At 27.4% G+C, this 25,593-nt stretch carries 24 protein-coding genes; 9 read left to right on the forward strand and 15 right to left on the reverse strand.

Features of this window, described 5'->3' with window-relative positions:
• Window positions 1–174: 174 nt before the first annotated feature.
• The 3 genes from BV55_RS0101135 to BV55_RS0101145 all read right to left on the reverse strand — a co-directional run bounded on the left by BV55_RS0101135 (window position 175) and on the right by BV55_RS0101145 (window position 3,248).
• Window positions 175–1,869 (reverse strand): B12-binding domain-containing radical SAM protein, encoded by a 1,695-nt coding sequence (locus tag BV55_RS0101135; RefSeq protein WP_029450874.1) that lies wholly within the window; start codon window positions 1,867–1,869, stop codon window positions 175–177.
• Window positions 1,769–2,389 carry a hypothetical protein gene (locus BV55_RS0101140; protein WP_051652356.1) on the reverse strand — a complete coding sequence of 207 codons (621 nt, stop codon included), beginning with the start codon at window positions 2,387–2,389 and terminating at the stop codon, window positions 1,769–1,771. The genes BV55_RS0101135 and BV55_RS0101140 overlap by 101 nt, the downstream gene beginning before the upstream one ends.
• A 121-nt stretch (window positions 2,390–2,510) precedes the next feature.
• Complete coding sequence (locus BV55_RS0101145) at window positions 2,511–3,248, reverse strand: zinc dependent phospholipase C family protein (RefSeq protein ID WP_029450877.1); 738 nt, start codon at window positions 3,246–3,248, stop codon at window positions 2,511–2,513.
• Between the two features lie 259 nt (window positions 3,249–3,507).
• Here BV55_RS0101145 and spoVB point away from each other — a divergent pair, with 259 nt between their 5' ends.
• Window positions 3,508–5,013, forward strand: coding sequence for a stage V sporulation protein B (gene spoVB, locus BV55_RS0101150; protein ID WP_029450878.1), 1,506 nt, complete (start codon window positions 3,508–3,510; stop codon window positions 5,011–5,013).
• A gap of 95 nt (window positions 5,014–5,108) precedes the next feature.
• Here the strand turns inward: spoVB and BV55_RS0101155 are convergent, their stop codons facing one another.
• From BV55_RS0101155 to BV55_RS0101175, 5 genes are all read right to left on the reverse strand, one after another.
• Window positions 5,109–6,719: a putative polysaccharide biosynthesis protein gene (locus BV55_RS0101155; protein ID WP_029450879.1), complete on the reverse strand. Its 1,611-nt coding sequence runs from the start codon at window positions 6,717–6,719 to the stop codon at window positions 5,109–5,111.
• A 36-nt stretch (window positions 6,720–6,755) separates the two neighbouring features.
• Entirely contained in the window at window positions 6,756–7,712 is a 957-nt protein-coding gene (locus tag BV55_RS0101160; RefSeq protein WP_029450880.1) for an RluA family pseudouridine synthase, read from the reverse strand.
• A 114-nt stretch (window positions 7,713–7,826) separates the two neighbouring features.
• The gene (locus BV55_RS0101165; RefSeq protein WP_242850885.1) at window positions 7,827–8,999 is read right to left on the reverse strand and encodes a M20 metallopeptidase family protein; all 1,173 of its coding nucleotides are present in this window, start codon (window positions 8,997–8,999) and stop codon (window positions 7,827–7,829) included.
• A gap of 97 nt (window positions 9,000–9,096) precedes the next feature.
• Window positions 9,097–11,088, reverse strand: coding sequence for a cell division protein FtsA (locus BV55_RS0101170; RefSeq protein ID WP_029450883.1), 1,992 nt, complete (start codon window positions 11,086–11,088; stop codon window positions 9,097–9,099).
• A gap of 133 nt (window positions 11,089–11,221) precedes the next feature.
• The gene (locus BV55_RS0101175) at window positions 11,222–13,225 is read right to left on the reverse strand and encodes an ATP-dependent helicase (protein ID WP_479723179.1); all 2,004 of its coding nucleotides are present in this window, start codon (window positions 13,223–13,225) and stop codon (window positions 11,222–11,224) included.
• Window positions 13,226–13,426: 201 nt separating this feature from the next.
• Between BV55_RS0101175 and BV55_RS0101180 the strand changes: the two genes are divergently transcribed.
• Window positions 13,427–14,914 carry a nicotinate phosphoribosyltransferase gene (locus BV55_RS0101180; RefSeq protein ID WP_029450886.1) on the forward strand — a complete coding sequence of 496 codons (1,488 nt, stop codon included), beginning with the start codon at window positions 13,427–13,429 and terminating at the stop codon, window positions 14,912–14,914.
• A gap of 72 nt (window positions 14,915–14,986) precedes the next feature.
• Here BV55_RS0101180 and BV55_RS0101185 read toward each other — a convergent pair whose 3' ends face one another.
• The gene (locus tag BV55_RS0101185; protein WP_029450887.1) at window positions 14,987–15,178 is read right to left on the reverse strand and encodes a hypothetical protein; all 192 of its coding nucleotides are present in this window, start codon (window positions 15,176–15,178) and stop codon (window positions 14,987–14,989) included.
• 272 nt (window positions 15,179–15,450) lie between these two features.
• Here BV55_RS0101185 and BV55_RS0101190 point away from each other — a divergent pair, with 272 nt between their 5' ends.
• Complete coding sequence (locus BV55_RS0101190) at window positions 15,451–15,957, forward strand: QueT transporter family protein (RefSeq protein ID WP_084170584.1); 507 nt, start codon at window positions 15,451–15,453, stop codon at window positions 15,955–15,957.
• A 222-nt stretch (window positions 15,958–16,179) separates the two neighbouring features.
• On the opposite strand, the gene BV55_RS0101195 is transcribed toward BV55_RS0101190, so the two are convergent.
• The gene (locus BV55_RS0101195) at window positions 16,180–16,515 is read right to left on the reverse strand and encodes a hypothetical protein (protein WP_029450889.1); all 336 of its coding nucleotides are present in this window, start codon (window positions 16,513–16,515) and stop codon (window positions 16,180–16,182) included.
• 238 nt (window positions 16,516–16,753) lie between these two features.
• On the opposite strand from BV55_RS0101195, the gene BV55_RS0101200 reads away from it, so the two are divergent.
• From BV55_RS0101200 to BV55_RS0101210, 3 genes are read left to right on the forward strand one after another with little or no spacing between them, the layout of a single operon-like run.
• Window positions 16,754–17,659 (forward strand): DUF5685 family protein, encoded by a 906-nt coding sequence (locus tag BV55_RS0101200; RefSeq protein WP_051652357.1) that lies wholly within the window; start codon window positions 16,754–16,756, stop codon window positions 17,657–17,659.
• 5 nt (window positions 17,660–17,664) lie between these two features.
• A complete protein-coding gene (locus BV55_RS0101205; protein ID WP_029450891.1) occupies window positions 17,665–18,261 on the forward strand; it encodes a J domain-containing protein in 597 nt (198 codons plus the stop codon).
• Window positions 18,262–18,287: 26 nt separating this feature from the next.
• A complete protein-coding gene (locus BV55_RS0101210) occupies window positions 18,288–18,788 on the forward strand; it encodes a hypothetical protein (protein WP_029450892.1) in 501 nt (166 codons plus the stop codon).
• Between the two features lie 9 nt (window positions 18,789–18,797).
• Here BV55_RS0101210 and BV55_RS0101215 read toward each other — a convergent pair whose 3' ends face one another.
• Together BV55_RS0101215 and BV55_RS0101220 are read right to left on the reverse strand one after the other, a co-directional pair.
• Window positions 18,798–19,946 (reverse strand): DUF4317 family protein, encoded by a 1,149-nt coding sequence (locus BV55_RS0101215; protein WP_029450893.1) that lies wholly within the window; start codon window positions 19,944–19,946, stop codon window positions 18,798–18,800.
• Between the two features lie 31 nt (window positions 19,947–19,977).
• Entirely contained in the window at window positions 19,978–20,463 is a 486-nt protein-coding gene (locus BV55_RS0101220; protein WP_029450894.1) for a thioredoxin family protein, read from the reverse strand.
• A gap of 421 nt (window positions 20,464–20,884) precedes the next feature.
• On the opposite strand from BV55_RS0101220, the gene perR reads away from it, so the two are divergent.
• On the forward strand, window positions 20,885–21,304 hold the full coding sequence (gene perR, locus BV55_RS0101225; RefSeq protein WP_029450896.1) for a transcriptional regulator PerR: 420 nt from the start codon (window positions 20,885–20,887) through the stop codon (window positions 21,302–21,304).
• Window positions 21,305–21,430: 126 nt separating this feature from the next.
• On the opposite strand, the gene BV55_RS0101230 is transcribed toward perR, so the two are convergent.
• Complete coding sequence (locus tag BV55_RS0101230; RefSeq protein ID WP_029450897.1) at window positions 21,431–22,660, reverse strand: ABC transporter substrate-binding protein; 1,230 nt, start codon at window positions 22,658–22,660, stop codon at window positions 21,431–21,433.
• Window positions 22,661–22,802: 142 nt separating this feature from the next.
• Here BV55_RS0101230 and BV55_RS0101235 point away from each other — a divergent pair, with 142 nt between their 5' ends.
• Entirely contained in the window at window positions 22,803–23,732 is a 930-nt protein-coding gene (locus tag BV55_RS0101235) for a hypothetical protein (RefSeq protein WP_029450898.1), read from the forward strand.
• 198 nt (window positions 23,733–23,930) lie between these two features.
• On the forward strand, window positions 23,931–24,293 hold the full coding sequence (locus BV55_RS0101240; RefSeq protein WP_029450899.1) for a bactofilin family protein: 363 nt from the start codon (window positions 23,931–23,933) through the stop codon (window positions 24,291–24,293).
• A 56-nt stretch (window positions 24,294–24,349) separates the two neighbouring features.
• On the opposite strand, the gene BV55_RS0101245 is transcribed toward BV55_RS0101240, so the two are convergent.
• Both BV55_RS0101245 and BV55_RS0101250 read right to left on the reverse strand, forming a co-directional pair.
• Entirely contained in the window at window positions 24,350–24,766 is a 417-nt protein-coding gene (locus BV55_RS0101245; RefSeq protein WP_029450900.1) for a hypothetical protein, read from the reverse strand.
• Between the two features lie 254 nt (window positions 24,767–25,020).
• On the reverse strand, window positions 25,021–25,419 hold the full coding sequence (locus tag BV55_RS0101250; protein ID WP_029450901.1) for a hypothetical protein: 399 nt from the start codon (window positions 25,417–25,419) through the stop codon (window positions 25,021–25,023).
• Window positions 25,420–25,593: the final 174 nt, after the last annotated feature.

Below are 25,593 nucleotides of genomic sequence, written 5' to 3' on the forward strand. Positions count from 1 at the left end.
GAATATTTAGTTATTATATTTATATTAGTTAATACTTTATATAGTATTAATTACAATATACTTAATATTATACTACCTTTTGTGCATATTTCAACTTTATAAACAATATTTTTTTGTAAAACTTTAAATTATTTTGTTTATTTGATATATATAATATATATTATCAAATAAATATTAATAATTTTTGAGCTCTTCTGTAATATCTTTAATATATTGCCAATCTTCTTCATCATAAAGTAAATAACTTTTATTTTTGTCGAATTTTCCACAGCTTATATATTTAATTATATCAATTTCATAAGCTTCTCCATGATAATTTTTATCCCTACTATAATTTGTTTTTATATACTCCTTTAACTTTTTATCATCCTTTTTTGATATATTTCTATTTAAAAACATAGGTAACCATTTCTTTTTATTAAATCTCATATAATCAAATTTAACTATTTCTTTTAATAAAAGCTCATCCTCATAATTGCATTTTACAACCTCTTCATTAAATTCTATAAACACCTTATAATATTCTACACTAGATAAATTTCTTTTAAAATATCCTTTTTCTTTATAAAACATGGCTAATGTGTTAAAAAACTCAAAAGAGTTCTCAAATCTTTTTTCAAAATACTTAATTATATTTACAAACTTTTGAGAGTTATAGTATTTATCTACCATAGCTTCTAAAGACTTTAGCTCTGTCATCTTTTCATAACTTATCTTATCAGTTTTTAATATCTCATAAGGAGGGTAGGGCGAGTAAACCATTCCCCATTTGTCTGCCTCCTGTGTCATGGGTGCTCCTTTTAATAGCTTTAAAAAGCCTAGTTGAACCTCTTCTGGCTTTATAGAATACACATCATTAAATGATCTTTTAAAGGACTCATAATCTTCTCCTGGAAGTCCAGCTATAAGGTCTAGATGTTGCTTTATATTTTTGATGCTTTGAAGCTCTTCTATTTTTTCTTTTATATCGCTAAAGTTTACATTTCTATTTATATTCTTTAGGACTTCATCATTAGTAGTTTGAACTCCTACTTCAAATTGAAATCTTCCTTTTGGTGCTTTTGATAATAATTCAATTTCTTCTCTTTTTAATATATCTGCAGATATTTCAAAATGAAAAGTTGCTGTGGTATTTATATTGGATAAGAATTCCCATATTTCCATAGAAAACTTACTATTACAATTAAAAGTTCTATCTACAAATTTAATAAGTTTTACATCTTTTTTTATTAAAAATTCTAGTTCTCTTTTTACCCTTTCAGTATTTAAAAATCTTACGCCGTGTATTGTTGATGAAAGACAATATTTACAATTAAATGGGCAACCTCTAGATCCTTCAAAATACACTATTTTATTTACTAGGTCTTCATCCTCTTCATAAGGGAAAACTAACTTATTCATATCCATTAAAGGACGTTTCCCCCCATAAATAACATTTCCACTTTTCTTTTCATATAGCCCTTTTATATGATTTTCTTCTATGATACCCATCTTTCTTTTTATAAATTCTCTAAAGGTTTCTTCACCTTCTCCTTCTATTACATAATCTCCAGAGTTATTTAATAGGAATTCTTCACCATCGTAAGATACTTCAGGACCTCCATATATTATTTCTATACTGGGATCAATTAATTTTATTATTTTACTTATCTTAGTTACGTATTCAAGATTCCATATATATGTTGAAAAAGCTATTATGTCAGCTTTCTCTTCCATTATACTTGGTACTATATTCTCAATCCTATCATTTATTGTGTATTCTTTTGTATCACAGTGGAAATTTAAATCCTTTGTGAAAGCCTTTAAATATCTTATTGCTAAATTGCTGTGTATATACTTTGAGTTTATTCCTACTAGTAGCACCTTCATTAATTATGTCCTCCCTCTTTTGTGCAGATATATAATATATATCGTTCCAATCTTGTATTACTTTTATTTCAAAAAATCTTTCTAATAAATTTAAAGCATCTTTTTTACTATAGTCTTTTATTATATTATAATCTTTAACTTTTATCTTCTTTATTTCTTCTTTAGGTAAAAGAAGTTTTATATTTTCATTTAATATTTTATTATTAGACTTAGTTATATCCCATATATGTATGTCTCCCCTAGTATCCAAAAAATCATAAGCATCCTTTAATACCTTTTCTCTATCCTTTCCTCCCCATAAAGTACTTAGATAAAAAAACAGAACTACATTATTATAGTATCCTTTTTCAATACTCTTTTTATTTTCGATTCCCTCTATATAATCCACTATATTATCGTCTTCTTCGTTGCTTTTAAATAAATTATATACTATACCGTAATTTTCTTCACCTATATCTAATACATTACCCTCAAATTTAAAAGATTTTAAATCAATTGTATGTTCAAATCCTTTCTTCACGGTATCATCCCCTCCTAGTTATTACTATCATAACTAATTTAACACAAAAAAAATAATTCTTCCACATAATGGGAGAATTATTTATAAATTAAGTGTTTTATTATGCCTAATTAGTCACTACTTAAGATATTGAAACCTCTTTATAAAACTTTCTATCTTTTATATAATCTTCATAAAAATCTAACAAAAAGCCAGCTGTTGTTATTTGGGCTTGTTTTAATATAACAGAGGCTATTTTAAAATATCTTTCTTCTTTATCTTCAACAACTTGAAACTTATTATAAGTGTCATCTGCAACTACGGCATTATTTTTTATATATTCTTCTAAACCATTAAATCTTAATATCCCACTTTCTACAGCAAAAGAATAATCGCTAAACAACTTAGATATTATCCAAAGTTCAAACTTCCTGTGTTTTTTTAAAAGTCTATTATTTACATGATGAGGTACTGTTGTATCTTGAACTAAGTGGCAAGCTGCTCCAAGATAAAATAAAGCCTTATTTGTATCTCCTTTATCTAAGTAGCTTAAGGATAATTTATAATACTTTTTAGCTTCACTAAGTGCATCTGAGAATCCATAAAGTCCTTTTCCCTTTGTTACGTGATAAAAATGGTTAGAACTTTTAAAATCCTGGTCTGCCCAAGCAACCCCTTCATTTAGAGGTTTTATATTGTTTCTATAATAATCTCCTGCATCCATATGCCCATCATTATTTAATATTTGTATAGCTTGTATATTAATAAATTTATGGACGATACAATGAGTCTTTAAAACCATTTTTTTAAATGGATTAATTGCAAACATTACCCCATGCAGTGCTTTTCCATAAGTAAATTCAAATTTATTTTTATTCATAATTAATTCCTTCTTTTTATTTGTGATTTTATTTTTTTCTTTAATACAATATAACTATATATTTATACGCAATTAATAATCATTACTATTAAAGTATAATACAATATATTAATTCATTTTTCAATATATATATATATTATTTTTATATTACCCTACTCAAATAATATTATTACCTATTAATAAACCCTAATTATAGAATATATATTTACCTTTAGGAATAATTATTAAGGTTAGCATTATTATAAAGGATAAATGATAAATGATAAATGATAAGTTTTATAGGAATACTTTTTTACTAACTTTGTCAAATCTCACTACTGGAATATTAGGATTTATATTTTCTATCACACTTTCACGAGAACTAGGCCCGGAAGGCATGGGTTTATACGGTCTTGTAATGCCCATATATAATATTTTTATATGCCTTATTTGTGGGGGCGTCATAGCAGCTATTTCAAAAATTTCTGCAATATATAAAGATAATAATGATGTATTAAATTTAAAAAAGACTATAAACATAACAATAAAATTTGATATTTTATGGGCTTGCCTAGTTGTAATATTTGTTTTCTTTTTCGCTCCATTTTTAGGAGAAAAAATCATAAAAGATCCAAGGACTATTTTATCTATAAGAATAACCTGCCCTGCTATGATATTTATAGGTATTTCTAATATTTTAAAGGGATATTTTTATGGAACCTCTTCTATAAAAATACCTGCATTTATAGATATATTAGAAAAGTTTATAAGAATACTTATAATTGTATTTATAATTAACTACTTTAATTTAAAAAACATAACCCAAACAGTCTCTGCTGCATATATAGCATTATGTTTAGGTGAATTTATAAGTCTTATTCTTCTTTATTTTTATTATAAAAGGTCTGTTAATTCTTTATCTTGTGTAAGTAAAAAGCATGAATCTAGAACACAGCTTTTATTTAATGTTCTTGTTATATCCCTTCCCCTTTGCTTAAATGCATTTGTATCTACAGCACTTAGTGCATTATCTACACTTATATTACCTAGAAGGCTTATTGTTTCAGGATTTAATTATTCTGAAGCACTTTCAATTATAGGAAAATTTACTGGGATGACATTAAATATTGTATTTTTCCCAATGATAGTAATAGGATCTATAATAACAGTTCTTGTACCTGATTTAGCTCAAGGTATAAATAAAAACGATTCTTATTTTATTGAAAGCAGGATAATAGAAGTTCTTAGAATCGCATTTTTACTAGGACTATCTACTCTTGTATTATGTATTTCAATACCCGAAAATCTAGGCATGATGTTTTTTAAAAGAAACGACCTTACTTACTATATAAAATTTCTTTCATTATGTCCCCCAATTTTATATTGTGATTCCACTACCTATGGAATATTAAATGGACTTGGAAAACAAAATATAATGCTTAGAAACTCTTTATTTATATCAGTTATAGAACTTATAAGTTTATACATACTAACAGGTATAAAGAGTATAAATATATTTGGGTATGGTATAACTATTATTATTACTTCTACAATATCTCTTTGCTTAAATCTTAAAGAAATTCGGAAATACTATGACCTTAATATTTCTATAACAAATATATTTATATATTTACTTATTGCAATGTTGTCTTACTTTAGTATTATTATTTTAAAAAATCAAATCTCTAATTCATCAATGGTATTTAAAAACTTTGTATTAATTTCTTTAGGGTTTTCTTCTTTTTTATTTTCTATACTTTTTACTGTAAAGAAAAATAAAATATAACTTAAATAAAAAAATAGCTTAAAACAAATCAAGCTATTTTTTTATTTATCTTTATATAATCATTTCACTTTTAGTTTCTAGGTTTACTTAATTTGTTATCTTAGTCTATTTGATATAAACTTTGGCAAAAGCTTTGTAACCTTATTTGGTAATGCATTCATATCTTTTTTAGTTATTCCACCTGTAAGTACCAATCCATAAAGATACACAATCATTCCTATTACAATAGATATTATAGTAAATATGGAGCTTAATACATATGTATCTCCAACAAGTTTTAATATAATAGCAAAATTAAAGCTTAATACCTTTATAACTATTGCCATAAGTATTGATGCTACTGTTGGCTTAATTGCTACCTTTATGAGACTTATTCTTACTTTTAACGCTGAATTTAAAGCTATATTATTAATTATCATAGGTATTAAAAAGCATAATAAGCTTCCAATTACCGCTCCATTTATATTTAGACTTGGAATTGCAACTAAATAATAATTAGCTACAAGCTTTGCAATTATCCCTATACCTAAAGAAACAATTACTATGTATAATTTATTTATACTTTGAAGAATTGTAGTTTGAATTTGAACTATAGCCATAAACACAACTACGATAGCTCCATAAGTCATTATTTCATAACCTGCTCCGTATTTTATTAGTCTATAAACTTCTTTACTTAAAACTGCTAGTCCTACAGCCGAAGGAATTGAAACAATATAACTTATTTTAAGAGCAAAATCTATTTTTTCTTTAACCTCTTTCTTGTTTTTCAAAACCATAGCTCTTGATATTGCTGGTAAAAGAGCTGATGAAAGGGCTGCTATTATAGTAAGAGGTACATATAATAGTGTTCTATATTTACTTAATATAGAATATTTTATGTTTCTATCTTTTACAAGGTAAATTCCCGCAACTTCTAACCTTTTTTTAACTATAGTAAGATCAATTACAGCTCCTAAATACTGCATGCCTGAACTTAATGTTATAGGAAATCCATATTTAAACAATCTTTTTAAAAGTGTTTTGTTGGATAACCTTCTTACGGTTATTGACTCTTTGTTATATTTAAATTCCATAGTTTTGCTTTTTTTATATACTTTTGAAAGATAATACGCTGCTATTAATGCACCAATAGCAGTACCTATAGTCCCTCCTGCTGCCCCCAAATCTACGCTTTGTTTCATCATAATATATGCAAATACTAAGCTAAATATTATATTAGCAATTTGTTCTATAATTTGTGATACAGCCGTTGGGGTCATTATGCTAAGGCCTTGGAAGTACCCCCTATATGCCGCTAATATAGATGTTACTACCATTGCTGGTGTTAATGCAACTATAGCATAATAAGATTTAGAATTGCCCGTAGAATTAGCTATTCTACTAGCAAATATTAAAACTATAATAGCTGCTAAAAAGCCCATAATCATGAGCATAAATCTAGCAAGTTTAAAAGTCTTTATTGCATCTTTTGGATTGTTAAGGGCTATAAGTTCTGAAACCTGTTTTGATATAGCAACCTGCATTCCTGAACTTGTCATAACATACACAAGACTAAATATGTCATAGGCTGCTGCATATATTCCATACCCTTCATCACCAATTATAAATAATAGTAAAGGCACATACAAAAGAGATAAAATCTTTACCATCATTCCTGCTACAGATAATACGGCAAATCCTTTAGTTGTGGATTGCTCCTTCATAACTATCTCCTTTTATAAAATATATAATATTATTGACTAAAATTTAAAAACATCATTTTTAATCTTTTTAAATATAGGTGGAAGTGCTTCAGTTATAGTTTTATTCTCCATATAACTTAGGCTTTCTGGACAATTTTTAAATACAACTTTATAGGCATATAAATACTGAAAGTTAAGTGCAAATTTATTTTCGAAGTATGCATTTAAAGTTTTATCGCCATACTTGCTATCTCCAATTATAGGATTACCTAAAAATGATAAGTGAGCTCTAAGTTGATGACTTCTTCCTGTTAAAAGTTCTATTTCTATAAATGAAAATCCTCCATTGCTTTGTATTGTCTTAACTTCCATTGCTATTCTTTTAGTATCAGGTCTCATGTCTTTAAATACTTCAGATCTGTTTTCTTCACCATTTTTAGATATATAAGCTTCATATACCCCATCCTTTATTCTTCCCTTAACTAAAGCACAGTAATACTTTTTTATTTTCCTTTCTCTTATCATTTCATTTAGAGCTTTAAGAGAATCAAAATTCTTTCCAAATATCACGATGCCAGACGTATTTCTATCAAGTCTGTTGCAAGAAGCTGGTGTAAATGTTAATTCCTTTTCTGGTATGTAATCACCTTTTTCATATAAATAAGTAAGTACGTAATCTGTAAGTGTTGGTTCGCCTTTTTTCTTATCAGAGTGAACTAATACTCCTGGCCACTTTTCTAATAAAAGCATATTTGCATCTTCATAGACTGATTTGAAATCAGCTTTTGCATTTTGGAACTTTAGTCCCTCTTCCTTTTTACTTTCTATATTTCTTATGGTAACTATATCACCTTGCACTAAAGAATATTTTTCTTTAGCCTTAACTCCATTTATCTTTACATCACCTTTTCTTATAACCTTATATATAGCACTTAAAGGCACATCCTTTAATAACTTTCTTAAAAATTTATCTAGTCTTTGGCCTGCTTCATTTATTCCAATTTCTACATTCATAACACCACTCCTATCAAACTAACTGCACATACCTAAAGTATTTTTAAAAGCTGTGCCACGATATTATATCATAAACACAGCTATTTTATAATTATACTTTAGATTAATACTTAATTATTCTCTTGTCAAATACTCATAAGCCATATTACATTGAACTGCAACCCCTATTGGTAAACAATTTTCATCTATATCAAACAAGTCACCATGAGCTGGATTACTTATGCCCTTTTCAAAATTAGCACTACCTAAAAAGTAAAATACTGATGGCCTTTCCATAGCAAAGTAAGCAAAACTTTCTACGCCCATACTAGGATGTTTAAGTTTTATAATGTTTTCTTCTCCTATTACTCTTGGTGCAGTATCCTCTAAAAGTTTTACCATTTCATCATCATTATAAAGACAAGGATAACTTTCATCTATTTTTATTTCTACTCTTCCTCTTAAAGATTCTGCTATACCTTTTGATATTTCAGTAACTCTTTTTTTTGCATACTCTCTTTGTTCATTGGTCATAGTTCTTATTATACCTTTAATTTCTACTTCTTTTGGTATTATGTTTTCCGCTGTCCCCCCATGTATACTACCTATAGTTATAACAGATGGATATGCAGGTGACAGTTCTCTACTTACTATACTTTGCAAAGACATTATTATATTGCTAGCTATTAATATTGGATCTATAGTATCTTCTGGGTGAGCTCCATGGCCTCCTTTACCCTTTACCTTTATAGTAAATGGGTTAGACGCTGCATTAAAAACATCTCTTTTAATACCTATCTTTCCCGCCTCTATAGCTTCTGATACATGAAGTCCAATTATTGCATCTACATATGGCTCTTCAAGTACCCCTTCTTTTATCATATACTTTGCACCACCAACAGTTTCTTCTGCTGGCTCAAATAATAGTACTATATTTCCCTTTAATTCTTTTTTAATACTATTTAAAATCTTGGCTGCTCCTAATAATATAGTAGTATGAGCATCATGACCACAAGCATGCATTTTACCCTCTACCTTAGATGTATAAGAACAAACTTTAGCGTCTTTTATAGGCAAAGCATCTATATCTCCTCTTAAAGCTATAGTTTTAACTTTATCAGCACCTGCTTTTTCACCTTTTATTAATGCATATATTCCAGTTCCTGCTACAGACTTATAAGGTATTCCTTCTTTATCTAGAATATCTTTTATCTTCTTTGATGTTCTATATTCTTCGAATCCAAGTTCAGGGTTTTCATGTATATCCCTTCTTATATAAACTAATTCTTCTTTTATTTCTTCAGCCATTTTTAGAAAATCTATTTTTTCTTCCAAAATCATTTCTCCTTTATATATCCTTTAACATTATATTTCTATATTTCACTAGTTTTCATATCTAATCTTCTTATGACCAATAAACTTTTATAATATCATCATCTTTTAACTTATCTACATATGAAGCTTCTTTTTTATTAAGTTCTAAAGTTATCTTGCCTTTTAACATGGTAAGATCAAAATTGATATAATCAAATATATCCACAAAAATATATTCCTTTTTCCCTTTAAGAATTATTTCATCCCCATTTATATTTACTGTCATTTCTATTGATTCATCTTTTATTAATTCATCTTTTAAGTTATTATCACCTTTATTATTTAATGTGATATCTTTATATATCCTATCTCCTTCTCTTATTACATAGTCATCTTGAAGCCTTTTCCCTTCTATTGTAAATATGCCTTCTTCTTTTAGTATATAATATTTGAAATCTTTTAGTGTTAAGATGTTTATTATTTCAATAGTGTCTTCATCTTTTATTATAGAATCTATAGCTTTTTCTTTACCATTAATCATACATTTAGGCTCTAAGTTTTGAATTTCATCATTATAGAAAAATGATACAGAATCTAGACTTTTTATATACTCTTTTATATTAGGTTCCGAATCCTTCCCATCCAATGCAAACTTTACATCTATAGTGTCTCCTTCTTTAACTGTGGAATCTAAACTACCTTCTTTTCCATTTATAAATATGGTAGAATTTTTGCCAAGACTACCAAAGGCTAATCGTTTACTGCCGTTTAACGTAAATCTTATATTCTTACCATTATGTCCTACTAACATCTTAGGATTTATACCTGCTTGAAGTAATGCATCTATAACCTTATGATCTTGAACATTAAAAAGACTTATTACATCTCCATTTAGATAAACATCTATAAAATTTTCACCCAGACTTTTTATTGCCATAAGACCTATTCCAAGCACTGTAACCCCTATGCTACCAAGGGAATTATCTAGACATATGCAATCTAAAACTGCCTCTCTTCCCTTTATAGCAGTTCTTTCAAGGGGTATATTAAGCTTTTCGCTAAGCTTTTCCCTAATGTATGGTGTGTGAGCTCCTCCCCCTACAAAAAAAACAGCACTTGGAGACTTATCTCCATTAAGCTCTAATATTTTATGAGCGATTGCATCAGTTATCTTATCTACAACTGGGAGTATAAGCTTTATTATTGTCTCTGATTTAACCTTATTTTCTAATCCTAGCACATCTTTATATGTTATATCCTCGTTAATTAAAAGTGACTTTTTTATAATTTCAGCTGTATTAAAGTCTACTAGGCAGTTTTGTGCTATAACTTCTGTTATTTCATCTCCTGCCATCTGAACCATTCCAAAAGCTGATATACTATCTTTATTACTTATAGCAATATCTGAGGTACCAGCTCCTATATCTACTAAAGCTAAATTTAATAATCTTAAATTTTTAGGTATGGTCGCTTCTATAGCTGCAATAGGCTCTAAAGTAAGACTTACAACCTTTAAATTAAGTTTATTCATTACTGAATATAAGCTATCTATTACCGTTCTTGGCAAAAATGTAGCAATAACTTCAACACCTATATTTTTCCCCTTATGAGATAAAAGATTTGATATCACATATCCATTAAGATAATAATTTACTATGCTATATCCAACGCAATAAAGCTTACCATTTGAAGATTTACTTGTTTCATCTTCTGCCTTATTAACTGCTGTAAGTTCAAGCTTTCTAAGTATCTCTTTGTTTATTTCCTTATCCTCGTTTATATCTAAATCAGCCTTTACCTTTGTAGTTCTTAAAAATCTTCCAGCAGCAGCTATTGCTACTTCTTTTAGTTTAATACCTAACTTGTCCTCTAAGTTAAGTTTAACAGTTTCAACGGCTTCAGATACCTTGTTTATATCATGAATTTGACCGTCTATCATAGATCTTTCTTCATGTTCTACATAATGTTCCGCTATAACTTTAAACTTTTTATTTTCTACTATTCCAACTGTTCCTATAACAGATCTAGTTCCTATATCTAAAGCAAATATTATATCTTTAGCATTTATATTTATTTTATCCATTTTGTACTTCGCCTTTCTATTAAAAATCTCTTATAACCATGATCTTCACCGTTTACATATATTATACAACAAAGCCATGTAAAATCGTATTGCTTTTTTTATATAACTAATAACCTCTCTATATTTAGTGTATTTAATTTAATTTTGTTATTAATTTATTCATATATAGCACCTTAAAGTCAAATCTTCTTTTAATTCCATCCGTAAATTCTATTTCTAACTCATAGTCCTCTACAGAACTTATTACTCCCTCCTTAAACGCCTTATGGTAAATTTTATCCCCTTTTTTATAAGGTATAGATATTCGTTCTTCTTGTAACTTACACTCTTTTAAAAATGGTGATATCTCTCTTTTCTTCCCCCTCATATATTCAGTAGAATATATGAATAAGTTATCTATAGCCCTTGTTATTGCAACATAAAATAATCTACGTTCTTCTTCTAAACTATCCTTTTTACTATTTACATGTGGTATTATGTCATCATTGCAATTTATTATATACACATTTTTAAATTCCATTCCTTTTACCCCATGAATAGTGCTCATTATAACAGCATCTTTATTTTTAATCTTTTTACTTTTTTCTAGCTCTTCCTTTACATTTTCTACGTGAGCTAAAAATAAAATAATACTGTTATATTCTTCAGAAGCATTTTTAAATTCCTCTAATATCTCTTCTAAATCTGATAGCTTAATTTTAAACTTTTCACTGTACTCCCTAAGATAATTTATATACCCAAGATCTGTAATAATAAAATCTATAGCACTTCTTAAAGACAATTTATTAAGCCATAAAATATCTTTTCGAAGAGTATCTACAGCCTTTGCTTGAAAGGCAGCTAAACCATCAATATCTTTCAATATACAAAAACAATCATCTTTAAATTTATAATTTCTAACTTTATCTAAATTCACTTTGCTTATATATCTAAAAGGTTTATTTATTATTCTACAAAAATCCTGTCTGCTAAAAGGATCTATTGAAAGTCTTAAGTAAGCTATCATATCCTTACATATAAAATGTTCAAAAAAATTATATTCTTTGTCCAATAGTACAAAAGGAATCTTATTCCTTATAAACGTGTCTATAAGTGGTCTTGATTCAAGATTGGTTCTATATAAAATAGCGTTGTCCTTATACTTGCAATCTTCCATTTCTAAATATAAGCTTATCTTTTGTGATATATCGTTACTTTGGAAGGCTTCATCTAGCACCTGTTTATTAAATATAGGTTTTCTATCTTTTCTATAAGATTTTATAACCTTATCATTTCTCATTTTATTAAATTCTATAAGGTTCTTTGCCGTTTCTACTATATTTTCTGTACTTCTATAATTGTATGACAGATATACCTTATTCCCACCTTTAAATGTATTAGAAAAGTCAACCATACATTCTGGCTTAGATCCTCTAAATGAGTATATACATTGGTCTTCATCACCCACTGCAAATATTGAATTATATTTGTTTAAAAGTTTAAGTATATGTATTTGAGTATCATCACAATCTTGAAATTCATCTACTAACATATATTTGAAAAGTTTTCTATATCCGTCTAAAATCTTTTCATTTTCTTCAAAAAGCTGTGCCGTATTTATTTGAATATCATCAAAATCCCAAAGCCCCTTTTCTTTTTTATAGTTTTCATAGCTTTCAAAACAATTTTTAAAAATTTCTTTATCCATACTAGGATTAAAATCTTCTATATTTATAAAGCTGCTCTTTAAAATAGATATGTCATTAAGTACCTCTCTTACCTTTTCTTCACCTATCTCATCTAAATATTTAACAAGTACATTATTTATTATTCTATAGGTGTCTCTTTGTTCTATAATTTTTATATTCCCATAGTGTCTGTTACATATTTTATAAAATAGTCCATGGAATGTTCCAAAAAACGGTGCATTTGTATCCTTTGTCATATTTAAATATCTTTCCTTCATATTCTGTGCCGCAGACCTTGTAAATGTTATAACTACAATATTATTAGGATTTACATTTAACTCTTTAACAATATAGTTAACCCTATTCACTATTACAGTAGTCTTACCACTTCCTGGTGCAGATATTATTAAAAGGTTTTTCTCTTTTGTTGTAACTGCATTTTTTTGATATTCATCTAAAGAAAAACTCATCATTTCATTCCTTTCTTAAATCTTATATTAAATTAATGCTAATAATCATTATGTCCACTTTTACTATCTATATTTATACTATCATATATCTTTATAAATATTGTTTGTTAAAATAAAATATTAATATATATAAGATAAATTTGTTATATAATATATATAGGTTATAATTATATAAAAGCTTAATTTAAAAGGAGATTTGATATGGCTAATATAACAAAATTCGACGTTCATAATCATAGAAATCTTACTATGTTAGTAGATTTTTATGAATTAACCATGGGCAACGCTTATTTAAATAGCAACGTAGCAAATAAAATTGCCTATTTTGACATGTTTTTTAGAAAAGTGCCTGATGGTGGTGGATATTGCATAATGGCTGGTGTAGACCAACTAATTCAGTATCTAAGTAGCCTTGAATTTACAAAGGAAGATATATCTTATTTAAAATCTAAAAATCTATTTTCTGATGATTTCTTAAAATATCTTGAAGATTTTAAATTCTGCTGTGATGTTTGGGCTGTGCCTGAGGGAAATCCTGTTTTTCCAAATGAACCCTTAGTAACAGTAAAAGGACCTATCATTCAATCTCAATTTATTGAAACTATGATCTTACTTACTATTAATCATCAAACCCTTATAGCCACTAAATCTAATAGAATATGTAGGGCTGCTGGAGATAGACCTGTTATGGAATTTGGCTCTAGAAGGGCTCAAGGGTATGATGGTGCTATTTATGGAGCAAGAGCTTCTGTTATAGGTGGTTGTAGTTCTACAGCATGTACTATCGCTGATGAAATCTTTGACATACCAGCTGCTGGAACCATGGCTCATAGTTGGGTTCAATTATTTGAAACTGAATACGATTCATTTAAAGCTTGGGCAGAAACCTATCCTGAAAATTGTGTTCTTCTTGTAGATACTTATAATGTTATAAAGTCAGGTATACCTAATGCAATAAAAGTTTTTGATGAGATACTTAAACCACGAGGACTAAAACCTTCTGCTATTAGAATAGATAGTGGTGATATTACCTATCTTACAAAGTTATGTCGTAAAATGTTAGATGATGCTGGTTATGAAGACTGTGGAATTATTATTTCTAATTCACTAGATGAGTATATAATCTCTGACGTTCTATCACAGGGCGCCAAAATAGATAGCTTTGGAGTTGGTGAGAGGTTAATTACAGCTAAATCAGAACCTGTTTTTGGTGGTGTCTACAAGCTATGTGCTGTAGAAGAAGAGGATGGAAGTATAACTCCCAAAATTAAAATAAGTGAAAACGAAGAAAAAATAACTAATCCAGGTTTTAAAAAGCTTTATAGGGTATTTGATAAGAAAACTCATACAGCTATAGTAGATTTAATAACTTTAAATGATGAGGTTATAGATGAAACTAAGCCTCTTGAAATATTTAACCCTATTTATACATGGAAGAAGAAGAAAATAAAAGATTATTATGTAAAAGACCTTATGGTAAAAATATTTGATAAGGGTGAATCTATATACCAAAGTCCATCAGTACTTGAAATAAAAGAATATGCAAAAAAAGAAACTTCAAAACTCTGGCCTGAAGTATTAAGATTCGAAAATCCTCATACTTATTATGTAGACTTATCTACAAAGCTTTGGGGTGTAAAACAAAACTTATTACATAAATATTCTGAATCCTATAAAGACAACGAGTAAAAAGGTAATAGCAGAAAGGCTTTCAGTAATTTGATTATTGAAAGCCTTTCTACTCTTAAATTTCATATGGTACTATAATATCATTTCTTCTGATTCATCTAGTTCTTCTGTGTTCAACCCCATTAATTTATCTAGTAATATACTACTATTAAAATCATAAAGTTTAAATGGACATTGATTATCTTTATTACAAGAAAAAAATACGCAATCTTTAAAACATTCCTCTACTTTTTTATCATTAGACCAAAATGGACAATAGCTCATATCTTCTTCCCCCTTTACCACCATTGCTAATTAAAATCATTATATTCTAATTTTTCTAAAAATTAAAGGGATAAATGTAAATATTATGTTACATATAAATAAATTAAATACTTGTTAATTTATATTTAATTTTCTATTTACTATTTTAAAGATTATGATATAATTTATAAGGTTACTATAGTGTTTTCTCCTTGTACCCACTACTAAAAAAAGGAGGTCTTTTTATGAATAACAAACTAATAATAATTTTATTTTCTTTTTTAACCTTATTTATGCTCTTTGTAGTATTTAAATATTATTTAAAAGAAATATCTTTAAACAAAATGATGAAAATGGCTGTAGTAGCAGCTATATATGCAATAATAACCATGGGTCTTGCTCCTATAAGTTACGGTCCTATTCAATTTAGGATTTCAGAGGTTATGGTATTACTAGCATTTATAGACCCACTTTACGTACCAGGATTAGTTTTAGGTTGTGTCATTGCAAATATTACCAGTCCACTTGGTATAGTAGATGTCTTCTTTGGAAGCTTTGCCACCACTATAAGCTTATTTATGATAACAAAATCAAAAAATGTTATTATATCTTCTTTATGGCCAGCAATCTTTAATGGTGTTATTTTAGGCCTAGAATTTACCTTATTAACAAATGCTCCCTTTATAGCAACCGCTTTATATATAGCTTTAGGAGAATTTGTAGTAGTTACAATACTTGGCTCTACTATCCTTAAAGTAATACTAAGTAAAAAACATATTGTTGATCAGTTGAGACTATAGTAACTTAATAAAAGTAACCTTAGCTAAAAATGGTAGCTAAGGTTACTTTTATATTTTTATAGAATATAAATTGATTTAAATTTTAAAAATGAAATGATAAAATATTAACAATGATACCTATGTCTAAACCGTTCAATAGATAGAGTTTTAATGATTATCACCATATCTACTGCCTGTTTTATATCATAGGCATAATTAATACAATAGTTAATTTACAAACTTCTACTTGTCACACTTCTTTCCAGAATTCTTAACTACTGTAATATTAATAATTTCATTTTGGAAAGCCTTTAACAAAGCCTTTTCTAAAACTTTTCCCTGATCAAAGTTGGCTATATCCTTACAAACAGCAAATACCTTGTTAAGTTCTCCATACACATTTCTATATGAAAGTGTTACATTGGGTTTATCATACTCAACATCAACTATCTTAAGACCCCAAGAGATTTGAGCAAAGTCCTCATTAATTTGCAGTTTCGTCATATCTCTTAATTTTTCGTCTTCTATTTTTGGGTTTTCAATTATTATTAATTCATCCCCTACTTTATATTTACTCATATTCTACCTCCTTTAATTCAAGTTTGTAATTCAATTTTATCATAACTTCTTTAAACATACCATTATATAAACAATTTATATAATAATTTATAAATATATCTTAACCTAAACATAGATTTAAATCCTTCCACTAATTATCATAACAATCTTTGATACTATGATAATTTTTATGTTATAATCACTTTATATAATAGTTATCATTGCAAACTCTATAAGTATAAAGGAGAAATATATATATATGTTTGGATATGTTACTCCATGTAAGATGGAGCTTAAAATAAAAGATTACGAAATATTTAAAGCATATTATTGTGGTGTATGCAAGTCTATAAAAAGTAATTATGGTAATATACCACGTATTTCACTAAATTATGATATGACCTTTTTAGCTATCCTAATAGATGCCCTTTTAGATGAACCCTTGGAGCTAAATCTTGAACGTTGTCCTGTGCATCCTATAAAAAAAAGGCTATATGTTCGTAATAACAGCTCAGTAGATTATGCTTCAAAACTTAATATAACTTTGACACATTATAAGTTTTTAGATGATTTAAATGACGAAAAAGCTTTTAAATATAATATACTATATTCAATTTCTAATCTATACATAAAAAAGAATCCTCTCTATCTAAAAGATGTTGAAAATCAAATAAAAGCCTCTTTAGAAAAACTTTCAAACCAAGAAAAGGATCTAATCGAAAATAATATAGACAGTATAAGTGACACCTTCGCTGATCTTACAGGTATCCTTTTAACAAGTTATAACTTCAAAGATAAAAGCTTTATTGAGGATCTTTATTGGCTTGGATATAATCTTGGAAAATGGATATATCTAATAGATGCTATAGATGACCTAAAGGATGATATGAAAAATAATAAGTTTAACCCTATAAATCACTGTTTTAATGAAAATAATTTAGAGTTTTTAGAGTTTTATTCTCTAATAAAAGATAGGGTTGAGTTTATATTAGTTTACTGTGCTTCACAATGCTTAGATATCTTCTACAAACTACCAATCAAAAAAAATAAAGATTTAATAGAAAACATATTAAAATATGGCTTAATGGAAAAAATGGATAAGGTATTCTACCCAAAAAAGTATAATAAAGATAATATTTATATAAATCTAAAAAAGGAAGTGTAATTATTATGAGCGATCCATATAAAATACTTGGAATTAAAGAAAATGCTACAGATGAAGAAATAAAATTAGCCTATAGAGAACTTGCTAAAAAGTACCATCCTGATCAATATGGAAATAACCCCTTAAAAGATCTAGCAGAAGATAAGATGAGAGAAATAAACGAAGCTTATAATTATCTTTTAAAAGATTCTAAAAATAATAATTCAAAACAAAATTATAGTAATGAAAATTATAATTCTGAATATAATAACTTTAATGAAGTAAGAATGTATATTCAAAGAGGAGATATATCATCTGCTGAAAGAGCTCTAAACAATCTAAAAGTAAGGAATGGTGAATGGAATTACCTTATGGGCATGGTTCATCTAAAAAAGGGTTGGAATGATAGTGCATTAAATTACATATCAACAGCCTGTAGATTAGATCCCAATAACTTTGAATATAGGCAGGCATTAAATATGATAAATGCTAGGACTACAGGATATAGGCAATCATATGGTAATTCTAATAGCAGTGGTGGTGCCTGTGATATGTGCCTTAGGCTTTGGTGCCTTGATAGTATGTGCGAATGCTTCGGTGGCGATTGTATCCCTTGTTGCTAATTAATAATAAATAAGGAGGATTTTAAATGGATAAGAGTAAATATATTGCTAAAGGTGGACTTTTTACATCTCTAACTGTGATAACATTATACATTTCAAGTATAATTCCCACAAGCAAATTAACTTTACTTGCAATAACTACTTCAATAATATCAATTTCAATCTTATCTATTGATATAAGAGCCTCCTTTATAGTATATATATCTTGCTTTATATTATCCTTTATACTAGGACTAAAAGGTTTATCTATTTCATACCTTCTTTTCTTTGGTCTTTATGCTTTTATGAAATATTATATAGAAGGATTAAGGAAACCTTTTTTAGAAATACTATTAAAATTAATCTTTTTTAATATATCTATGTTAATACTTTTTTATATTTATAAGCAATTGTCTTTCCCTATTCCTTCTATGAATATTCCTTACTATATATTATTATTAATTTTACAGGTTATATTTATAATCTTTGATTATGCCTTAACCCTTATAATCTCTCAAATAACTATATATATTAAAAAGATCCTCTAATCTGCTATTTTATTTTTCTACAGCTAAGCTTAAATCTTCAATATCCTTTTTAACCTCATCATCCTTGATTTCTATGTCACCTATATATGATTTTTCATCCATGCTTATCATAAGATATCTCTTACCGTCTTCGCCCACATTTTGTTTTATTTTATCTAATGCTGTAGGACTTATATTTATAGTTACATATTGATTTTCAATCTTCAACGATTTAGACTTAGAATCTGGTAATATGCTATTTATATTGAAAGCATAATCTTCTTTAGTTAAAATATTTTTGCTTATATTTAATAATTCCTCTTCTTTAAGAGCACTTTCTTCTTCTATAAATGGAAGTATATCTCTTATAGTTAAGCTATCCTCACCATTTTCCTTTTGTTCCCCTAAAAACTCATATAAGTCCTTTAATGTGGATATCTTTAATCCATCTTTTGCAGAAAACTTTATTATATTTGCAAAGTTCTCCTTATCTTCTGTAAGGGTAGGTTTTATTTCACAATTTAGTACCCCTTTTATAAATCCCTCATCTAGAGTTTTTATTTTTCCATTGTAATATAGTATTTTATTTAGGTCTTGCCCCTCTAAATCTAAGATAGGGTAGAGAAACCCTTGTATCGGAGCATTTAAATCTAAAATAACATCTAAGTTAGAACTTTCTTTAAAGCTTTTACTTTCATAATCAAATTTTAAAGACTTTTTAGGTGCAGCTACTCTATTTATAGACACTAAAATGAAACTAGGATTTTCATCTAATAAAGAATTTTTGTCTATAGTATATCTACCCTTTAATATGTTTATAGTAATATCAGTGTCATATATGCAGTTTTCGTATATTTTCTTTACCAAAGCCTCCATACTATCCTCTTCAATATCCTCATTCAATAAATTAAGAAGTATATTTTGAGTACTTAATTCTTCTTTTTCAATAAAATCAAGTTGGAATAACTTTTCATCTATATTACCTGTTAATAACTTTTTAAAATTATTAATATATAGTTTTTGAACTTCTTCCTCAATTCTATTAAAATCCTTTTTTTCACTAAATATTATCTTTCCACTATCTTTTTTAAAGTAACAACTATATATCTCTTCTAATTTCAAGATATTACTATTAGCCTTTATATTTTTCTTTATAATTGCTATCTGTTTTTTATCCATATATGCCCCCTAAATATTAATTTTCTTAAAATTATCTATTAGAAAAAATAATATCTAAGAATTCTTCTTCTATGAGAAGATTATATTTTCCTTGCCTATAATCTTCAATTAACTTTTTCTTTTCATCAATCTTTTCACTAATTATTCTTTCTTTTAGTTCTTTTGGGAATTCTACATATACACCTAAAGCTTTCATGTCCTTATCAAAAAACATAAATGTTGGAATCCTCGCCTCACCTAAGTTTTCTTCTAAAAACTTTTCATTTCCTACTCTTTTAAATATATATATTGATATCTTAGAGTTTATTTCTTGAAATCTTTTTAACATAGGCAAGGATACATTACAATCAGGACAGTACCCTTCACTAAACGCTATAACATTTATATTTTCATCTAATTTTTTTAATTTTACAATATTTTCATCACTTATAAATGTCTTGTTATATATCTCTAATTGTTCTTTTGTGGAAGACTCCATATATTTTTCATAGCTTAAAGCTTTATTTAAATCTACCAACTTTAAAACCTCCTAATTTTTAATTTTTGTTACAAATTGACTTATACATTATATAGTTCTAATAAAATCTTAAAAATCCTTCTTTGTTTATTATAAACGTCTAAAAAAAAAGAACAGAATTTCTGTTCTTTAAGGTGAAATGAACATGTGCAAATATTGTTAATTTATTAACAGCCTTAAGTTTATTCTATCACATTTTCATAAAAATACAAGTGCTTTATTTCTATTTTATATTTTATATTAGACTTTATTTTATTCATACATCTAAATCTTATATTATTTATATTCTATTAATGTTATAATAGTAATCGTGCTTATTTGATACATAAATAACATTATCTTTAAACTTACTAATTAGATTTTGACTTGTGATAATTTTTATTATACAATAGAAGTAATTAAATAATAAGGATGGTGCACAATGGATAATATAACAGCTGTTTTTAAAGAAAAAAAGTTAAAGCTAACACCACAGAGGATTGCTGTTTATAAGTACCTTCAATCTACTCATGAGCACCCATCGGCTGAAGCTATATATAAATCACTTCAACCCTCTTATCCTACAATGAGCTTAGCCACTGTTTACAAAGCCTTAAAGACTTTAGTAGAAGTTGGCCTTGTTCAAGAACTTAATGTAGGTGAAGGAAACTTTAGGTATGATGGGAGAATTGGAACACATCCCCACATTCAATGCATGTGTTGTAACCGTGTGGATGATATAGAAGGTATAAATTTTGACGAACTTAACAACACCATAAAGCCCTATACGGATTACGATATAGTAACTAATAGGTTATATTTTTATGGATTATGTGCTAAGTGTAAGCAGCAAAATCAATAGTAGTTCTTTTGCTGTCTGTTCTAATTAAATCTGGCTACTCCTAACTTTTAGGAGTAGCCATTATTTTATTCTATAATATTTATTCTTAGTAGAAGACTTTACTATAATTATTGTTATAATATAGTATTAATATGAGTCTCTTATTATCTTCTTCCATTCATCTCCGTTGTAATTACCCCTTAGTATATTATATATTTCTGATTTAACTTCATTTCTAATTTTAGGAGGCAAGCTATATATATATGGTATATTACTCATATTGCTAGAAATTATATCACTTTTCAAATTAGAATTTATTAAATTATTATCTTCCATAGCTTTTATATTACCTGTAACAAATCCCTTTTCTGATATCTTCATTTGGAATTCATCGCTATAAATAAACTTCATAAATTCTATTACCTCTTCTTGTTCTTTACAATTATTTGCAACTGCAATTAATGCATCCATAAATACTACTGGAGTCTTTTCTTTGCCTATAAGTTTATAATTACCCAATACTTTAGTATTTAATCTTTCTTCGTCATTATTATAAGATGATGCTACAATAGCCATAGGATATCTACCCTTGTCAATATAATTTAATACGTCTTTGTCTTTTACTTCTAACATATCTTTAGTTAAATATCCCTCTTTAGTTAACTTATTCAACTCATCTAAAACCGCTTGGATATCCTTAAAATTATTATACTTTTCAACATTTCCTTCATAAATATTTTCTAATTGTTTTTTATCTACTAGATTATCTTCTAGCAATACACTAATTATCTCCATAGCATCAATAGATTCAGGTGCTAGAATAGGTACTTTAACATCTTTATCGTTGGTAAGCTTTATTAGTTCTTCAAGTGTAACTTTGTTAATTTCTATCCCCTTATCCTCAAAGTACTTTTCATTATATATTATTTGAATTGTAAAAGGTAAAAGTCCTAATGCAAAATATTGATCTCCTTTCACCCCGTAAGATGTTATTATATTGTAAAATCTATTGTTTATATCATTTTTCTTGTAAAATTCATTTAAATCAGCTATAAGTCCTTGTTTACTAAGATTTAAAATGTTGTTTCTATTAGTTACAACTAAGTCTATTTCTTTGGTATCTTTCAAATATGTATTTATATCCTTTTTATTAACAGGAGCTTTTATATTTACAGTTGTTCCTTCTTTCTGATTCTTATATGAATCTATAGCAAATTGAATCATCTCTATTGAAACTTCATCCTTTGTATCAATATATATATTTATATCATTATTTTCCTTATCATTATTATTCTTTTCTTTTTTATTTAAAGCACAACCAGATAAACTTACTAACAATAAAATTATACTTATTATGTATATATTATTTCTTTTCATGTTATCCTCCTACTAAGTAAAAATCACAAAATCTTATACGTTTAAATATTGTTATTTTTATCATATTCTTCATTCATCTTAAATATATTTTATATATAAGAGTTAATCTTTTTAGATTCATATAATTAAAAGAGGTGGCTTTATGAGATTGAAAGTGTTTATATTTAAAAAAGGTTATTTTATATGTATTTTTCTTATAATACTTTCTTTATTAACTATTCTCTGGCCTAAGTTCAACAAAACTTCTACTACCTTTGTTTCTTTAAATGATTCACAAAGTATTAAAGAAGATTTTAATGGAGATGGTAAAAAGGATATACTTTATACAAAGACATCTAAAAATAAATACTATCTTCAAGTAAATACCGAAAATGAGACCTACTTTTTAAAGCCTTTTAAAAAAATAAATACTCTAGGTAAATCCTATCCCCATTGGCCTTTAAGAGCTACAATCATGAGTATATCAAAAGATAAACTACCCTCCATATTTACACAGTGTTCTGAAAATGATATCCCTATACAGCATGTGTTCTACTGGGATGAACATAAATTCAAAGATATTTATTGTTCAAATAACAATGTAATAGGCTTCTTAGATAACGGTAATAAAAAGTCTCCAAAATTTCTATCGGGAAATATAAAAGATGGTGAATTTACTATGTGTTATAACATACTATTTAAGAAGGAATTAAACCAGTTTAGTTATGACACATTAATTTTTCCTGGAGGAGATTCAATCTTAAGACTTATCTATTACATAGAGAACTTAACTGAAGGTGACTCTAGTAACCTTGACATATTCTATAGTGGATTAATGTCTAAAAATATGTCTTCTTTAAATCAACTATCTCTGGATGGGACCAACTTTAAGTTTTTAGATGGATTTTTCACTGACACAAGTTGGGATAACAATAATAGACCTTTGGAAATAAAGTGGAATATAAACTTTAGTTATATATTAAAATCTAAACCAAACTCAAAGCTTCAATATTGTTTAAGCATTATATTAAAGCCTTGTGAATCTTATAATAATGAATTTAAAATTTATTCTATATCTATATTAAATAATTAATTCTATATTTTAATTAATTTTAAAAAATAAGGGCCGCTAAAAGCGACCCAAAGGGGGATGGGGGTTTTGTATCGCTAAAAAAATTTAGCTATAGGAGATATATCTCCTATCTCCTTAATATTATTGACATATAAATTTAAAATATACGCTATTAAAAAAGTTTTTATGATTTTTTTATTAATTCTAAGGGGGATTAAAATGTTTTCTGATAAGGATGGTAAAAACCTTGATCGAATAGAGACCCTAATAGGTGAGCTATGCAGTATCGTAGGCAATATTTCTGGTGAAGGTCTAATTAAAATAGATGGCTCTATAGATGGCGACATCACATGGAAGGATGATATTATAATCGGTGAAACAGCTCTATACAATGGCAATATAAGTTGTAAAAATGCTAAGGTGAATGGCAGAGTCAAAGGTAACATAACTTGCGAAGACAATCTTATAATAGAGCCTTTAGGAAATATCTCTGGTGATATCACAGTTAAGCATGTAACTATAAAAGAAGGGGCATCATTGGATGGAAGATGTACTATGTTAATAAATAAAATTCAAGATTAAATAGTTATATAAAAAGCTATGTTTTTAATAAAAACATAGCTTTTTATAAGTATACATTAATCATTTTCATCTTCTGATAAATATATATCTATTACATTGTCAATTATATCTGATTTATCACCTAAAAAAGGTTTTAATGCGTTTAGAAGCTGTACAATAGCTTCATTTTCTACATTAATATCTATGTTTCTTCTTATTTGATTATTTGATTTTAAAGTATTATTATTATTATTAGCAGTAGCATTAGTAGAAGTACCTTGATTGTTCATAGTGCCAATTAAATCTGATATGTTTAAATTCCCGAGATCAGTACCATTAGAGTTTAAAAGCCCTAACATGGTAGATAATTTATTCATATCTACATTATTTAGCATAGACATCATAGGATTTATGCCACCATAGTTTCCATTATCATTTTGTATTGCTGGTTGTCTATCTTCTCTATCGTAATCCTTTCTTTTCTTTTTTCCCATTATACGCCTCCTTATTATATAACTTTTTTGGAGGGCTTTTCAGCCCTCCAATTTCCTTTTAAACTAGCAACACAAGGTTTTTCCATGTTGCCTACACAGCAACACTAGAATAAAAGGATTAAAGTATATACTCTATTATTATTTATTAATCCAGTTTCCCTAGAATCAATAGAAGTGGTAATAGGGTACATATATTGAGTCCTCTGCTTTCACAGCCATTTCCTCAATTACACTCAAGATTACCTTTTGTTACTCTAGCATTTATCCCCGCATATTGAGTTTCCCCTACCGGAACATAGAATTAATATTAAGATTATTATCCAACACCAATTCCCCCCAAAACCTCCAAAACCTCCGTTGTTACAACAATCAGCAGGTCTACATATTAGTCTTTCAGGCTCCTCACAGCATTTAAACTTTCTCTTTTTAGGTTTACAACAAGATTCTAAACAAACAGTATTTCCTTGATTTCCTTGTCCAAAGCCACCTTTATTGCAGCAGCAAAATAGCAAGAAAATTAGTATTATCAAATTATTGTTATTCGAACAGCCCCTTCCTCCAATGAGAGATGAGATATTATTTGCGTTTAATCCATCCATATTTAATCCCTCCGTATTATTACTTAATTCACTTATTAAATTTGTTATATCCACTTTACCTCCTCCTTTTCCTAAATTTTTATTTTGCTTTGGTTATACTATATACTATTCCTTCCAGCCTATTTTGTTACTTATACTTACATTTTATTTATACTAACATTTATTTTATTTATACTAACATTTACATATGCTCATATATTATGCATGTGTTGCATACTTAATAATTAT

The organism is Clostridium algidicarnis, from assembly GCF_000703125.1.
GTDB classification, from domain to species: Bacteria; Bacillota; Clostridia; order Clostridiales; family Clostridiaceae; genus Clostridium_L; species Clostridium_L algidicarnis.